The following is a 13,254-nucleotide window of genomic DNA, read 5'->3' as shown; positions in this document are numbered from 1 at the left end:
CGGGTCGCGCCGGCGGAAGGGATGACGCTCACCCTCGCCTCGCAGAGCCCGCGCCGGCGCGAGCTGCTCGCGCGGCTCGGGCTCGCCCTCGACGTCCGCCCGGCGGACGTGGACGAGGGCACGCGCCCGGGCGAGGAGGCGCGCGCCTACGTGCTGCGGGTGGCCGAGGCCAAGGCGCGGGCGGTCGACGCGCCGGGGGTGGTGCTCGCCGCGGACACGGCGGTGGTCCTGGACGGCCGGATCCTGGGCAAGCCGCGCGACGACGCCGAGGCGGCCGCCATGCTGCGGGCGCTCTCCGGGCGCGCCCACGAGGTCATGACGGGCGTCTGCGCCCGCGGGGCCGGGCGGCAGGAGCTCGTGGCCGTGACGAGCGCCGTCGAGCTGGCGGCGCTCTCGGAGCGCCAGATCGCCTGGTACGTGGCGACCGGCGAGCCGCGCGACAAGGCCGGCGCCTACGCCGTGCAGGGGGTCGCCTCCGCCTTCGTGACGGCGGTGCGCGGCAGCGTCTCGAACGTCATCGGGCTGCCGCTCGCCGAGACGCTCGAGCTCCTGCGGGGCTTCGGGTTTCCCCTGCCCTGGGACCGCGAGGCGGCGGGGTGAGCGGCCTGGCCGACCGGCTGGCCGCCGTGCGCGCCCGGCTCAGGCCCGGCGTGACGCTGGTCGCGGTCTCGAAGACGCAGCCGGCGAGCGCCATCCGCGAAGCCTACCAGGCGGGCCAGCGCGACTTCGGCGAGAACTACGCCCAGGAGTGGCGCGCCAAGGCAGCGGAGCTGGCAGCGCTGCCGGACCTCGTCTGGCACTTCATCGGCGGCTTGCAGACGAACAAGGTGAAGTACGTCCTCCCCGCCCCGCGCCCCGGCGCCGCGGCGCCGCCGGCGGTGGGGTGGGTGCACACCGTCGACCGCCTGGCGCTCGCCCAGGAGCTCTCGCGCCGCGCGGCGGCGCGCGGCGGCGCGGCGCGGGTGCTGCTCGAGGTGAACGTGGGCCAGGAGGGCTCGAAGTCCGGCTGCGCGCCGGGCGAGCTCCCGCGACTCGCCGAGGCGGTGGCGCGGCTCCCGGCGCTGGAGCTGCGGGGGCTCATGTGCATCCCCCCGGCGGCCGAGGACCCGCGCCCGCACTTCGCCCGGCTGCGCGCGCTGCGCGACGCGCTCGGGCTGGCGCTGCCCGACCTCTCCATGGGGATGAGCGGCGACTACCCGGCCGCGATCGAGGAGGGCGCGACCCTGGTCCGCGTCGGCACCGCCATCTTCGGCGAGCGCCGGCCGCAGCCGTAGCCCGCCGCGCTCGTCCCCGCGAGCGCGGCTAGCTCTCGACCAGCTTCAGCCGCCCGTCGTCCGACACCTTGGCCCGGTACTCCTGGCCGCAGTAGCAGCACAGCACGTCGTCGCCGTCGCCGAAGCCCTCGTCGCAGGGCGTGACGGCGTCGCAGGAGGGGCACTCGAGCTCGGTGAAGCGGCGCCGGCGGTCGTGCTCGCGGGGCTCGTCGTCCTCGTCGAAGTCGTAGGGGTTCGTCGGCACGAGGCGATGTTACGACGGGCCGGCGGCGGGCGCTCGGGCGAGCGCTCCCCACCACGCCTCCCGGTGTGGGGCCTGGTGCGCCGCGGCCTGGCGCGGACCGGCCCGGTCGAATATGCCCGAGTCGGCGCCGTCTGCGCCACGAGCCCATGACGATCACCGCCGCCCTCCTGGCAGCTGCGCTCGCGACCGCGGGCCCCGCGACCTCGACCTCGAACTCGAACTCGAACTCGACCTCGAACGCGACGGCGACCGCGACCGCGACCGGAGAGCTTCCGTTCGCGCCGGGTGAGCAGATCGACCTCGTCATCGACTTCCTGCACGTGCGCGCCGGCGAGGCGCGCCTCTCGGTGGGCCAGCCCGAGGGCCCGGTGTGGCCGATCTTCTGCCAGGGCAAGACCGGGGGGCTCGCCTCGCTGCTCGACATCCGGGAGCACTACGTCTCCTACTGGGACGCCGAGCGCCGGGCCTCCCGCGGGACCGACCTCAACGCCATCGAGCCTGGAGACCGGCACACCGACCGCGCGCGCTTCGACCGGGAGAGCGGGAAGGCGCTCGTGCAGGTGCTCCGCAAGGGACGCCTGACCCGGACCACGCAGGACGTACCGGGCGACATCCAGGATCTGGCGAGCGTGCTCCTCGCCCTGCGCCTCGCGCCGCTGCGGCCCGGCGATCGCTACGAGCTGCCCGTCTTCTCGGGGAAGGAGGTCTTCACGCTCCGCGCCGAGGTGGAAGGGGACGAGACGCTCGAGACGCCGGCCGGGCGCTTCGACACCACCCGCCTGAAGGTCCAGCTCGGCCTGAAGGACCAGTTCCGCAGCCAGCGCGACGCGCACCTGTGGCTCTCGCGCGACCCGCGGCACATCCCGGTGCGCATGACCGCCGACTTCGCGGTGGGGAGCGTGGTGGTCACGGTGAGCGGCTATCGCCCCGGTGGCGCGCAGGCGGCCTCGCGGTAGACTCGCGGGATGATCTCGGCCGCCCTCGCGCTGGCGCTCGCCGCGGCCGGCTGCGGGCTCCCGCCGGTCGCCGGCCAGGCCCCCTTCGTCGTCGGCGAGTCGCTCGCCTACGACCTCGACGTCATGGGCGTGGTGAAGGCGGGGACCGTGACGCTCTCGGTCGAGCCGCCCATCGCCCGCGGCACGCTCCTGCCGCTCCGCGCGCGGGTCCGGAACACCTCGGTGTTCGCCAAGGCGCGGCGGGTGAAGGGGTACGCGCTCTCCTGGGTCGACGCGTCCACGCTCCGCCCGCAGCGCTACCGGGACGAGGTGGACGAGGACGGGGTGCGCAAGAGCACCGACACCCGCCTCGACCGCCCGGGGCCGATCCTGATGGAGTGGCGCCTCGGCGACCGCCGCGGGACCACCAGCGCCCCGCGCGCGGCGGAGGTGATGGACCTCCTCTCCACCATCTACTACCTGCGCGCCGTCCGGCTCGAGCCCGGCACGCGGCTCTGCTTCGACCTCGTCGCCAACCGCCGCATCTGGCGGCTGGAGGGCGAGGTCGCGCCCGGGCGCGAGAAGGTGGAGTCGGCGGCCGGCACCTTCGACACCGTGCGCGTGGACGCCGTCCTCACCCGGGCCGACGGCGCGGGCCCCCGCCGGCCGGTGCACTTCTGGTACGACCGCGGCGCGCGGCACCTCCCGGTGGCCGCGGTGAGCGAGATCGACCTGGGCCCGGCGCGCGCCATGCTGGCGCGGGTGACGGCGCCGCAGGTGACCCCGGCCGACTGACGGCGCAGGCCTGCGGAGCGCCGCACCGGCGGCGCAGCGTCAGCCCGGCAGGCGGCGCGACAGCTGGGCCATCCGGCGCCGCAGCGCGGAGAGCGTCGTGTCGAGCCGGTCGACGGCGGGCGCGGGGTCGGCGAGGGCGCTCAGCGCGAGCAGGCGCCGGCCGTCCGCCCGCGCCGCGCCCAGCTCGGCCCGGACGATCCCGAGGTACCGGTCGAGCGCGGCCAGCGCGGCGGCCGTCTCGTCGAGATCGTCCTCGAGCAGGTCGGCGAGGACCGCCTCGCGCGCGGAGCCGCCCGCGGCCGCGAGCCGGCGCCGCAGCGGATCGAGGGCGCCCTCCGGTCGGCGGGTGGCCTGGGCCGGGGCGTGCGCCAGCGCGAGCGCGGTCCGCTTCACGCCCGAGAGCGTAAGCGGTCGCTATCGCGGGTCAAGAAAACGGCGGGCGAAGGCGCGCGGGCGCTCCCCGCGGCGGGCGTTAAATCAACCCGCGGGAGCGGCGCAGCAGGTCGACGGTCTTGTTGTACTCGACCTCCCAGGCGCTCGTGCCCTCCTGGAGGTGCTTCAGGCGGGCGCGCGCCTCGCGGTCGATCTCCTCGTCGACGTCGAGGTGCTTCTTGAAGATCCCGAAGATCTTCTTCCGGAGGGAGGTGTCCTCGGCGTAGACCTCCTCCACGTTGCGCGAGATGAGGAGGAACTCGATCATCTGCCCGATGACGTACTCCATCCCCTCGTCGCCCATCTTGAAGCCGCGGACGTCCGCCATCTCGCGCTTCACCTGGTTGAAGCGGGAGTGGTCGTAGCCCCGGCGCTCCAGCGCCTCGCGCGTGGCGGCGTTCACCCGCTCCTCCGCCGCGAGGTACTCCTTCATGATCGCCGCCATGTCCATCTCGGCGTCCGAGATGCGCAGGGTCTCGATCTCGACGTCACCGTCCTGCATCAAGGTCTGGATGACCTCGCGTGCGATGGTCGGGATCACCTTGGGGTAGAGGCGCATTTCCGGTTTTCCTCGGCCCCGTGACGGGGCCTTCGGCGGCGGCGGGCGCGACCAGCTCGAAACGCGCACTTCCGCGAATCAAAAGGTAAAATCGTATAAACCCCGCCCGCCGGGGGTGGCAAGGGAAAAAGGCCCCCGCGACTCGAAAATCCGCGGTCCGTCGGGACGGTTTGACGTTGCGTGTCGGTGCTCGGGCGGGCTCCCGCGCAGGGACGAGACGCGGGCTGGCCCGCCAGGCTCGGTTCGCCACATGGCGGTCGGAATCTGCTCAGCGCCGCGAAAGCGGAGCGGCTGCCCTTTCGGGCAGCCGCTCAAAATGGCCCGCGGGCGGTGCCCCGCCCGCGCGCCCGCTACTTGGCGTAGATAGCCATCACGTCGGAGAGGAGCTTCAGGGCCTCGCCCCGCGGCCGCTGGAAGGAGTTGCGGCCCATGATCGACCCGAAGCCGCCGCCCTCCTTGATGGCCTGGATCTCCTTCAGGATCTCGTCCGTGCCCTTCGCCTCGCCGCCCGAGAAGATGACGATGCGCCGCCCGTTGAAGGCGGACTGCACGACGTGCCGGACGCGCTCCGCGAGCGTCTTCGTCGGGATGGCGTGCTTCTCGTACACCTTCTTGGCCTCGGCGAGCTCCACCCCGTCCTTCGGCGGCTTCACCTTGATGACGTGCGCCCCGAGCTGCGCCGCGATCTGGGCGGCGTAGGCGGCGATGTCGACCGCCGTCTCGCCCTCCTTCGACACCCCGGAGCCGCGCGGGTAGCTCCACACCACCACCGCCAGGCCGTGCTCCTTCGCCTCGAGGGTGATCTCGCGGAGCGCCTGGTACTGGAGGTTCCGCGCGTCGGACGCCGGGTAGATGGTGTAGCCCACCGCGACGCAACCGAGCCGCACGGCGTCCTTCACCGAGGCGGTCACCGCGGAGATGGGGGCGCCGCCCAGCTTCGAGAGCGAGTCGGAGTTGTTGAGCTTGAGGATGAGCGGGACCTGGCCGGCGAACTCGGCCGCGCCCGCCTCGAGGAAGCCGAGCGGCGCCGCGTAGGCGTTGCACCCGGCGTCGATCGCGAGCTGGAAGTGGTAGCGCGGATCGTAGCCGTCCGGGTTCGGCGCGAAGGAGCGGGCTGGACCGTGCTCGAACCCCTGGTCGACGGGCAGGATGACGAGCTTGCCCGTGCCGGCCAGCTTGCCGTGCATGAGCAGGCGGGCCAGGTTCGTGAGGGTGCCGGGGTTGTCGGAGGCGTACCAGGAGAGGATCTGCTTCACGCGCTCCGTCATCTTCGGTTCCATGGACGGCTCCGGGTCGAGGGTGGTGGCGGGAAGGCGAGCCCTCCGCGTCGGGGCCCGCCGCCGCGGAATGTATATCCTCTCCGAGAACGCTCTCAAGGAAGGTTTTTCATGGCGCGTGGAACGGGCGAACCCCTGGAGAGGAGCCCCTCGGCCTTGCTGGGCCAGGTGGAGTATCCGATCAGCCGCGACGAGCTCGCGAACGCCGCGGCCGAGGCCGGGTACGAGCGCGACGCGATCAACTTCCTGAAGTCGCTGCCCGACGGGATCTACCAGAGCCCGGCCGACGTGCTGCGCGAGTTCGGGGAGGCGGAGGCGCGGTTCGGCATGGGCACGCGGGACGTCCGCCACCGCGGCGACCTGGGGCGCGACGCGGTCGAGACCGGGGACAACCCCACCCGCCACCCCTAGCCGCGCGGAGCGTCCGCCGGAGACGGGTCGCCCGGGAAGCAGCGCGCGAGGTAGCCGCACCCCTCCGACCGGCAGCGCGCCGCGTCGCGGCCGAGCGCGGCCGGCGTGCTCGCGTACCCCTCGCCGGCCTGGACGGCCTGCGCCAGCCGCGGCGCCTCGCGCGCGAACTGTCGCAGCTCCGCCTGGGTGGGGGTGACGTCCACCGCCGCGCAGGGGCCGCGCAGGAACTGGAGGCTGGCCGTGACCCGCTGGCCGGGGAAGGCGCGGGCCGCGGCCAGCGCGTACGCGACGAGCTGCAGCCGGTACCGCTCCGCCGCGCCGGGGCGGCACAGCGCGTACTTGAAGTCGACCACCGCCAGGCCCCCGCGCTCCTCCAGCAGCGCGTCGATAGCCCCGGTGAGATAGCAGAGGGGCGCGCCGTCTCCGCCGAGCCGGAGCAGGAACGGCACCTCGCGCCGGAGGCGCCCCTCCGCCGCCGCGCGGGCCAGCCGCCGCGCCGACGGCGCGTCGAGGAAGCGCGAGACGTCCGCGGCGATGCGGCGGACACCCGGCGAGCGCGGGTCGTATCCGCGCCGCGACGCCGCCGCCGCGAGCAGCACCCGCCGCTCCAGCGGCGGCGCCGCCAGATCGACCTCGGCCAGCATGGCGTGGGCCAGCGTCCCGCGGGCGGTGGCGCGGTCCGGGTCGTCCTGCGACGGGCCGCGCTCGCCGGCCAGCTCGGGCAGCCCGAGCTGCCGCGAGAAGTGGACGCGCCTCGGGCAGCGCGCGTGCTCGGCGAGCGCGGTCACCGCGACGCGCACGGCGGGCGGCGGCGCGGGCCTCGCCAGGCGAGGAGGCGCCACGTCCCCCGCGCCCCGCGCTCCGATCGCGGTCGCATTCGAGGTCGCGGTCGAGGTCGCGGTCGAGGTCGAGGTCGCGTTCGAGGTCGCGGTCGCCGTCGAGCTCGAGGTCGAGGTCACGTTCGCGGTCGCGGTCGCGGTCGCGCCCGCGCCGACCCGGAACGCCCCCGCCTCCGCGAGCGGCACGCGCGACGCCAGCTCGGGCCGGGCGGCCAGCCCCGCCTCCACCAGCGCGCGCCAGGTGTCGCCCGCCCTCCCCGCCTCGCCGGAGAGCACGAGCCGATCGCGGGCCCGGGTGAGCGCCACGTAGAGGAGGCGGCGCGACTCGGCGGCGGCCGCCCTTCGCCCCTCCTCCCGCGCCGCCTCGAGGGCGGCGGTGGGGTGGTGGCGATCGGCCTCCGGGTCGGCGAACGCCAGCGCCAGCGCGCCCGTGGGGTGGCGCGCCGCCCGGCGGCCGTCGCGCGGCGGGGTCGCGCCGAGATCGGGCACGAACACGATCGGCCACTCGAGCCCCTTCGCCTGGTGCACCGAGAGCAGCGCGACCGCGTCCGGCGCCTCGACCTCCGCCTCGGGCTCCCGCGCCTCCCGCGCCGCCAGGGTTCGCAGGCGCGCCGCGAAGCCGGCCGCGCCGCCGCCGCGCTGGGCGAAGCGGCGCGCGAGCGCCACCGCCTTGCGCACGTTCGCGCACCGCCGCTCGCCGTCGGGGCTCGCGAGGTGCGCCGCCTCGAGGTCGAGCAGCGCGAGCGCCCGCCGGAGCAGCTCGTCCACCGGGACGCGGTCGACGAGCGCCCGCAGCGCGTGCCAGGCGCGCAGGAACCGGAGCAGCCGCTCGCCCTCGGCTGCGCGCTCCGCCTCGGTCGAGGTCGAGGTCGCGGTCGCCGTCGCGGTCGCCATCGCGGTCGAGGTCGCGGCCGAGGTCGCGGTCGAGTTCGCGGTCGCAAACATCGCCCAGACCGCCTCCACGACCGCCTCCGGCTCGCGCCGCGCGAGCGTCCCGAGCCCCAGCCTGGACAGCGCGAACAGGACCCCGTCCGACACGCCGCAGAGCGGCGAGCGCAGCAGCGCGGCCCAGGCCAGCGCGTCGTCGGGCGCGGTGAGCGCGGCCGCCAGCTCGCCCAGGTCGCGCACCTCGGGCGCCTGGTAGAAGCCTCCGCCGCGGCCGAGGCGGAACGGCACCCCCGCCTCGCGCAGCGCCCGGACGTAGGTCTCGACCTCGGTCAGGCGGCGAAACAGGATGGCGACGTCGCCGTGGCGCGGCGTCCGCCCGCGCTCCGCGCCGCTCTCCCCGCGCTCGCGGACCTCCACCCCGGCGGCGCCCGAGACCAGCGCCTGCACCCGGGCCGCCACCGCGCGCGCCTCGCGCACCCGGCGCTCGGCGCTCGGGCCGCCCTCCCCGTCCTCCAGCAGCTCGCACGCCGGCGCCTGCCCGGGAGGCCGCACCGGGACGAGCCGATCGGCCTCGGAGAAGGCCAGCTCGTACGGGCGCGGGTCCGAGGCGGCGGGCTGCATGCAGCGCGCGAACACCTCGTTGACGAGCGCCAGCACCCCGGGGCCGGAGCGGTGGTTCACCGAGAGGTGCAGCGCCCGCCCGGGCGGGGTCGCGGCCAGGCGCTCCAGCACGCCGCGGAAGACGGCCACGTCGGCGCCGCGGAACCGGTAGATGGACTGCTTGAGATCCCCCACCGCCACCAGCACCGGGCCCGGCGCGAGCCCGGGCTCGTCGCGCGAGAGGAGCTGGAAGAGCTCCTCCTGCAGCGCGTTGACGTCCTGGTACTCGTCCACCAGCAGCGCGCGCACGCGGCCGCGCAGCTCGGCGCGGAGCGCCGCGTCCCCCCGGAGCAGCGCGCGCGCGCGGGCGAGGAGGTCGTCGAAGTCGAGCGCGCCTCCGGCCCCCTTGCGCGCCGCGTAGCGCGCCTCGGCCTCGGTCACGAGCGCCGCCAGCTCCAGCTTCTGCGGGTCGGCCAGCACCTCGGCCGCGAGCGGCCCGAACGCCTCGCAGGCGTCGATCAGGGCCGCCTTCCGGCCCCGGGCGTCGGGCCCGTCGCTCGCGCCCACCCGCCAGGGCCGGACGGCGCCGGCGAGCGCATCGAAGCGGCTCAGGGCCTCCGCCCGGAGCGCGCCGGACCGGTCCTCGCCGAGCGCGTCCAGCGCCTCCCGCAGCGCGCCCAGCGCGCGGGCGCCGGTGGCGGTCTTCACCTCGGACCGCGCCGCGAGCAGCGCCTCCGCCGCCGCGATCGCCGCCGCGCGCGCGGCGCGCGCCGCCCCCTCGTCGCTCGCGGCCGGGCGCGCCGGGCCCTCCTCGCCCAGCGTGGCGCGCTCGCGCGCGAGCTCCGCCACCAGCTCGGCGAGGCCGCCGCGGCGGCCGCCCGCGCCGTGCGCGGTGGCGAGCCGCCGCGCCTCGGGGCGACCCGCGTCGAGCGCCGCCACGAGCGCCGCGCGCGCGGCCTCGCGGCGCCAGAGCTGCGAGGTCTCCTCGTCCAGGACCTCCAGCGCCGGGTCCACCCCCGCCTCGAGCGCGTGCTCCCGCAAGAGCCGGCCGGCGAAGGCGTGGATGGTGCCCACCGCCATCCGCTCCAGGCCTGCGAGCCGGAGCCGCCACGCGCGCGCCTCCTCGGAGCCGGCCGGGGCCGCGGCGGCGCGGGCCGCCAGCGCCTCGCGCAGCCGCTCCTCCAGCTCGGCGGCCGCCTTCTCGGTGAAGGTGATGGCGACGAGCTCGCCCGGCTCGCAGGGCGTGCCGGTCGCCTCGCCCGAGAGGAGGCGCAGGCAGAGCTCGACGAGGCAGGTGGTCTTGCCCGAGCCGGCGCCGGCCGACACCGCGGTCGGACCGGTCAGCTGGAACAGCGCCAGCGCCGCCTCGCCCCAGACGATGCGGCTCACGGCGCCTCCTCCGCCACCGCCTCGGCCCGGCACACGGCCCCGAACGCACACCCGGCGCAGTCGCGCGGCGCGATCGGGAGCTCGCCGGCCCGGATGCGCCCCACCGCCTCCACCACCGCGTCGCCGAAGGGCCGCACCCCCAGCGCGCGGGCCGCCTCGCGCGCGGCGGGGCTGGCCGCGAGCAGCGGCTCGTCGGCGCCGCCCGCGAACGGGGCGAGCCGCACCGCCGAGCGCAGGAGCAGGTAGGTGGCCTCCAGGCGGACGCGGCCGGGGAGCGCGCGCGCGGCGGCGAGGAGGTAGGCGGGGACCTGGAAGTTCGTCTCGCCGAGCGCCTCCGGCTCGAGCTTCTGCTTCCAGAGCGGGCTCGCCGAGTTCTTGTAGTCGATGAGGACGAGCCGGTCGGGGGCGGCGTCCACGCGGTCGAGGCGGCCCTGCAGCAGCACCTCGCCGTCGGGGCCCTGGAAGGCGAGCGGCGGCACCCCGGAGTCGCCGCCGAACCGGTACTCGAGCAGCGCCGGCGCCGCGCCCCCGGCGGCCTCCGCCTCGGCCTGCACCACGCGCTCGAGCCGCGCCAGCACCGCCGCGCGCCGCCCGGCCCACAGCGCCGGGTCGCCGGTCCGGCCGTCGCGCTCGAAGCTCCCGAAGAGCGCGGCCGCGGCCGCGCGCAGCTCGGCGCGCTCGTCCTCGCCGCCTCGCAGCGGCCCGCTGCCGCGGGCGAGCCGCGCGCGCAGGAACCGCTCCAGGACCGCGTGCGCCAGCCGCCCCTCGTCCCGCGGGTCGATGTCGAGCTCCGCCGCCTCGGGGTCCGCCAGGCCGAGCACCAGCGCGGCGAGGAGCTGGAACGGGCAGCGCGCGTGCCTCTCCAGCTGCGAGGGCGTCCACTCGGCGGGCAGCGCGCGCGCGAGCTCGGCCCGCAGCGCGGGCGGGAGCGCGCCGGCGTAGGGGTGGGCGCGGCGGCCGGCGATGGCCTCGCCCCGCTCGCGCTCCAGCGCTCCGCGGGCGCCGGCCGCGGCGGCCCGCGCCCCGAGGTCGCCCGCGCCGGCGAGCGCCGCCAGCGCGGAGGCGCCCTGGCCCTCGCGCCACAGGCGCGCCGCGGCGCGCAGCGCGCCGGCCGGGGTCCGGCAGGCCGCCAGCGCCGGCTCGCCCGCGGGCGCGCCCGGCGGCGCGACCCCGGCCAGCGCCAGCAGCTCGAGCGCGAGCGGCGAGGCCGGCCCGCCGGAGCCGTCCGGCCCCGGCGCGGCCCAGGTGAGCGCCAGCGCCTCCCGCCCGGCGGCGAGCGCGCAGAACGCCGCGTGCAGCCCCTCGGCGCGGCGGAGCGGCCCGGGGGCGAGCGCGGCGCTCCCCAGCGCGCGGTTCACGGCGGCGCGCTCCGGGTCGCGCAGGAAGGGATCCGCCCGGCCGGCCGCCGGGAACGCCCCCCGGTTGCAGCCGGTCACGAGGACGGCGCGCGCCGAAAGCCCCGGCGCCTCCGAGAGCGGCCACAGCTCCACCGCTCCGGCCGCCGGCTCGGGCGGCGGCGCCGCGGCGCCCGCCACGGCCGCGCCGAGGAGCGCCTCCCACGCGGCGGCCTCGAGCCGCCGCTCCCCGCGGCCGAGCGCGGAGAGCGCGCGGGCGAGCTCGTCGGCCGCGTCCTCGAGCCGGCCCAGCGCCGCCAGGTCGCGCGCGGCCACCTCGGCGGGGGCGCGCGCGGCGCGGCGCCGGGCGCCCGCCGCCGCCAGGTAGCCGCGGAGGCGGGCCGCGTGCTCGCGCGGCAGCCCGGGCGCGCCGAGCGGCCGCAGCGAGGCGGAGAGCCCCTGCAGCGCGTCCGCCGACCGGAGGAGCTCGGCGCGCTCGCGCGCCGCCGCCGGCGAGCCCAGCGCGGCGGCCCGGGCGCGGAGCGCCGCCTCGGGATCCCCGCGCCCGTCGAGCGCGCCGGCGCGGTCCAGCCAGTAGCCGAGCCGCGCCGGGAGGCGCGCGGCGCCGAGGTAGGGCGAGGCCGCCACGGCCTCGAGCGCGGCGCGGCCCGGGCGCACCGCCGCCGCGAGCGCCTGGAGCGCCGCCCGCACCGGCGCCGCCTCGGCCAGCGCGGGCCCGCAGCCGGGCGCGAACGGCAGGCCGGCGGCGGCGAAGGCGCGGGCGAGCGCGGGCGCGGCGCGCTCGGCGGACGGGGCCACGACCGCGATCTCGTCCGGCGCGAAGCCGCGCTCGACGAGCTGCGCCGCCAGCTCGGCCGCGACCTCGGCCTCGCCCTCCTCCCCCGCCCCGGCGGCCGCCAGGAGGACGCCGTCGCCGCCCGCCGCGCCCGCCGCCCCGCCGGCGAGGGCGGCCAGCGCGGCGGTGAGCCGCGGGGCGCGCCCGGCCAGCTCCAGGTCCTCCAGGGCGAGCGTCACGTCGCGCTCGCCGGCGAGCTCGTGCCAGCCCTCGAGCCGCCGCAGGAGCGGCTCGACCGGCGCGCAGAGCTCCGGGCGCAGCGGGAAGAAGGGCAGCCGCAGCTCGGTCCTCCGGGCGCGCCGCGCCAGCGCCCCGACGGCGTCGAGCGCCGCGGGGGCGAGCGCGCGGAAGCCCTCGACCACCAGCACGTCGAGCTCGCGGAGCTCCTCGGGGGCGGCGCCGCGCTGGAGCGCGCCGGCGGCCGCGCGGAGCGCTCCGGCGCGGTCGAGGGCGCCCGCCGCCTCGAGGCGCGCCTCGTAGGCCTCGAGCGCGCCCGCCAGGAGCGCCAGCCGCGCGCCGGCGGCGCCTCCGAGCGCGCCGGCGGCCGCGCGGAGCGTGCCGGGGCTCGCCTCGGCCCGGCGCAGCTCGCCCAGCGCGGCGGCCAGGGCGTCGGCGAGGCCGCTCCCCGGCCCAGCGCCCGCGAGCGGGCCGCCGGTCGCCTCGCCCACCTCGGCCGCCAGGAGCCGCTCCGCCAGCGGGGAGAGCACGGGCCGGGGGTCGCGCGCCGCCGCGAGCACCGCCGGGGCGAGCCGGTCGAGGGTGGTGAGGTGGGCGCCGAGGAGCACCCCTCCCTGCGCGTCGCACAGCCGGCGGGCGGCGCGCGCCGCCCGCAGCGGCGTCGGGACGAGGCAGAGGGCCGGCACGGCCGGATGATACGCGGACGGCCTGACGCCCCCGGCCCGCGCGCTCGCCTACTCCTCGCGGTACACGGCGAGCGAGCCCTCGTTCTCCCACACCTCGACCTTGGACACGGTCACCCGCCCGCCGTCCACCCCGGCGAGCCTGCGGTTGCCCTCGACGTAGAAGAAGCGCGCCAGGTTCTCGGCGGTGGTGTTCACCTCCGTGAACGGCGGCACCTCGTTCATGTTCTGGTGGTCGAAGCGCGCGCACAGCTCGGCGGCGATCTTCTGCAGGTCGGCGAAGTCGATCACCATGCCGATGCGGTCGAGCGCGCCGGCGCGGGCGTGCACCCGGATCCGCCAGTTGTGGCCGTGCAGCCGCTCGCACTTCCCGCCGTGCATGCGGATCTGGTGCGCGGCGCTGAAGACGAACTCCTTGGAGACCTCGTAGACCGGGACGCCCATGGGGCGCGCAATATACCCGCCGGCCCGGCGGGGCGCACCCCCGGGGCCGCCGCCGGCCGGTCCACCCCGCTGGCGCCGTGTCGCGGGCGTTCGCGCTTTCTCGCGGGCGCCTTCGGG

General features: G+C 77.8%; 12 protein-coding genes. 5 read left to right on the top strand and 7 right to left on the bottom strand.

Going from position 1 to position 13,254, the window contains the following annotated elements:
* The first annotated feature begins 21 nt into the window (after window positions 1-21).
* Both HWY08_RS13610 and HWY08_RS13605 read left to right on the top strand, forming a co-directional pair.
* Entirely contained in the window at window positions 22-600 is a 579-nt protein-coding gene (locus tag HWY08_RS13610; protein ID WP_176066066.1) for a Maf family protein, read from the top strand.
* On the top strand, window positions 597-1,274 hold the full coding sequence (locus HWY08_RS13605) for a YggS family pyridoxal phosphate-dependent enzyme (RefSeq protein WP_176066064.1): 678 nt from the start codon (window positions 597-599) through the stop codon (window positions 1,272-1,274). Before HWY08_RS13610 ends, HWY08_RS13605 begins: the two co-directional genes overlap by 4 nt.
* A 28-nt stretch (window positions 1,275-1,302) precedes the next feature.
* Here HWY08_RS13605 and HWY08_RS13600 read toward each other — a convergent pair whose 3' ends face one another.
* Window positions 1,303-1,518: a hypothetical protein gene (locus HWY08_RS13600; RefSeq protein WP_176066062.1), complete on the bottom strand. Its 216-nt coding sequence runs from the start codon at window positions 1,516-1,518 to the stop codon at window positions 1,303-1,305.
* 146 nt (window positions 1,519-1,664) lie between these two features.
* On the opposite strand from HWY08_RS13600, the gene HWY08_RS13595 reads away from it, so the two are divergent.
* Together HWY08_RS13595 and HWY08_RS13590 are read left to right on the top strand one after the other, a co-directional pair.
* Window positions 1,665-2,474 (top strand): DUF3108 domain-containing protein, encoded by an 810-nt coding sequence (locus tag HWY08_RS13595; RefSeq protein ID WP_176066059.1) that lies wholly within the window; start codon window positions 1,665-1,667, stop codon window positions 2,472-2,474.
* 9 nt (window positions 2,475-2,483) lie between these two features.
* Window positions 2,484-3,248 carry a DUF3108 domain-containing protein gene (locus HWY08_RS13590; protein ID WP_176066057.1) on the top strand — a complete coding sequence of 255 codons (765 nt, stop codon included), beginning with the start codon at window positions 2,484-2,486 and terminating at the stop codon, window positions 3,246-3,248.
* A 39-nt stretch (window positions 3,249-3,287) separates the two neighbouring features.
* On the opposite strand, the gene HWY08_RS13585 is transcribed toward HWY08_RS13590, so the two are convergent.
* The 3 genes from HWY08_RS13585 to HWY08_RS13575 all read right to left on the bottom strand — a co-directional run bounded on the left by HWY08_RS13585 (window position 3,288) and on the right by HWY08_RS13575 (window position 5,519).
* Window positions 3,288-3,641: a hypothetical protein gene (locus tag HWY08_RS13585; protein WP_176066055.1), complete on the bottom strand. Its 354-nt coding sequence runs from the start codon at window positions 3,639-3,641 to the stop codon at window positions 3,288-3,290.
* Window positions 3,642-3,720: 79 nt separating this feature from the next.
* Window positions 3,721-4,239 carry a DUF507 family protein gene (locus HWY08_RS13580; protein WP_176066053.1) on the bottom strand — a complete coding sequence of 173 codons (519 nt, stop codon included), beginning with the start codon at window positions 4,237-4,239 and terminating at the stop codon, window positions 3,721-3,723.
* A 350-nt stretch (window positions 4,240-4,589) separates the two neighbouring features.
* On the bottom strand, window positions 4,590-5,519 hold the full coding sequence (locus HWY08_RS13575; RefSeq protein ID WP_176066051.1) for a class I fructose-bisphosphate aldolase: 930 nt from the start codon (window positions 5,517-5,519) through the stop codon (window positions 4,590-4,592).
* A 153-nt stretch (window positions 5,520-5,672) separates the two neighbouring features.
* On the opposite strand from HWY08_RS13575, the gene HWY08_RS13570 reads away from it, so the two are divergent.
* Window positions 5,673-5,927 carry a DUF2795 domain-containing protein gene (locus HWY08_RS13570; RefSeq protein ID WP_235969626.1) on the top strand — a complete coding sequence of 85 codons (255 nt, stop codon included), beginning with the start codon at window positions 5,673-5,675 and terminating at the stop codon, window positions 5,925-5,927.
* Here the strand turns inward: HWY08_RS13570 and HWY08_RS13565 are convergent.
* Genes HWY08_RS13565 through queD form a run of 3 tightly spaced genes read right to left on the bottom strand, consistent with a single transcriptional unit; the run spans window position 5,924 to window position 13,137 of the window.
* The gene (locus HWY08_RS13565; RefSeq protein WP_176066047.1) at window positions 5,924-9,643 is read right to left on the bottom strand and encodes a UvrD-helicase domain-containing protein; all 3,720 of its coding nucleotides are present in this window, start codon (window positions 9,641-9,643) and stop codon (window positions 5,924-5,926) included. The genes HWY08_RS13570 and HWY08_RS13565 overlap by 4 nt on opposite strands.
* The gene (locus tag HWY08_RS13560) at window positions 9,640-12,696 is read right to left on the bottom strand and encodes a PD-(D/E)XK nuclease family protein (protein ID WP_176066045.1); all 3,057 of its coding nucleotides are present in this window, start codon (window positions 12,694-12,696) and stop codon (window positions 9,640-9,642) included. The genes HWY08_RS13565 and HWY08_RS13560 overlap by 4 nt, the downstream gene beginning before the upstream one ends.
* Window positions 12,697-12,744: 48 nt before the next feature.
* Window positions 12,745-13,137, bottom strand: coding sequence for a 6-carboxytetrahydropterin synthase QueD (gene queD, locus HWY08_RS13555; RefSeq protein WP_176066043.1), 393 nt, complete (start codon window positions 13,135-13,137; stop codon window positions 12,745-12,747).
* Window positions 13,138-13,254: the final 117 nt, after the last annotated feature.

The sequence above is a fragment of the Anaeromyxobacter diazotrophicus genome (genome assembly GCF_013340205.1).
Classification (GTDB): Bacteria; Myxococcota; Myxococcia; order Myxococcales; family Anaeromyxobacteraceae; genus Anaeromyxobacter_A; species Anaeromyxobacter_A diazotrophicus.
Note: the sequence above shows the minus strand (reverse complement) of the source record. Positions and strands in the feature narration are given on the sequence as shown.

Bases quoted from the DNA above. Each gene is read 5' to 3' on its own strand.
- HWY08_RS13610 (WP_176066066.1), top strand. From the start codon at position 22: ATGACGCTCACCCTCGCCTCGCAGAGCCCGCGCCGGCGCGAGCTGCTC.
- HWY08_RS13595 (WP_176066059.1), top strand. From the start codon at position 1,665: ATGACGATCACCGCCGCCCTCCTGGCAGCTGCGCTCGCGACCGCGGGC.
- HWY08_RS13590 (WP_176066057.1), top strand. From the start codon at position 2,484: ATGATCTCGGCCGCCCTCGCGCTGGCGCTCGCCGCGGCCGGCTGCGGG.
- HWY08_RS13580 (WP_176066053.1), bottom strand. From the start codon at position 4,239: ATGCGCCTCTACCCCAAGGTGATCCCGACCATCGCACGCGAGGTCATC.
- HWY08_RS13575 (WP_176066051.1), bottom strand. From the start codon at position 5,519: ATGGAACCGAAGATGACGGAGCGCGTGAAGCAGATCCTCTCCTGGTAC.
- queD (WP_176066043.1), bottom strand. From the start codon at position 13,137: ATGGGCGTCCCGGTCTACGAGGTCTCCAAGGAGTTCGTCTTCAGCGCC.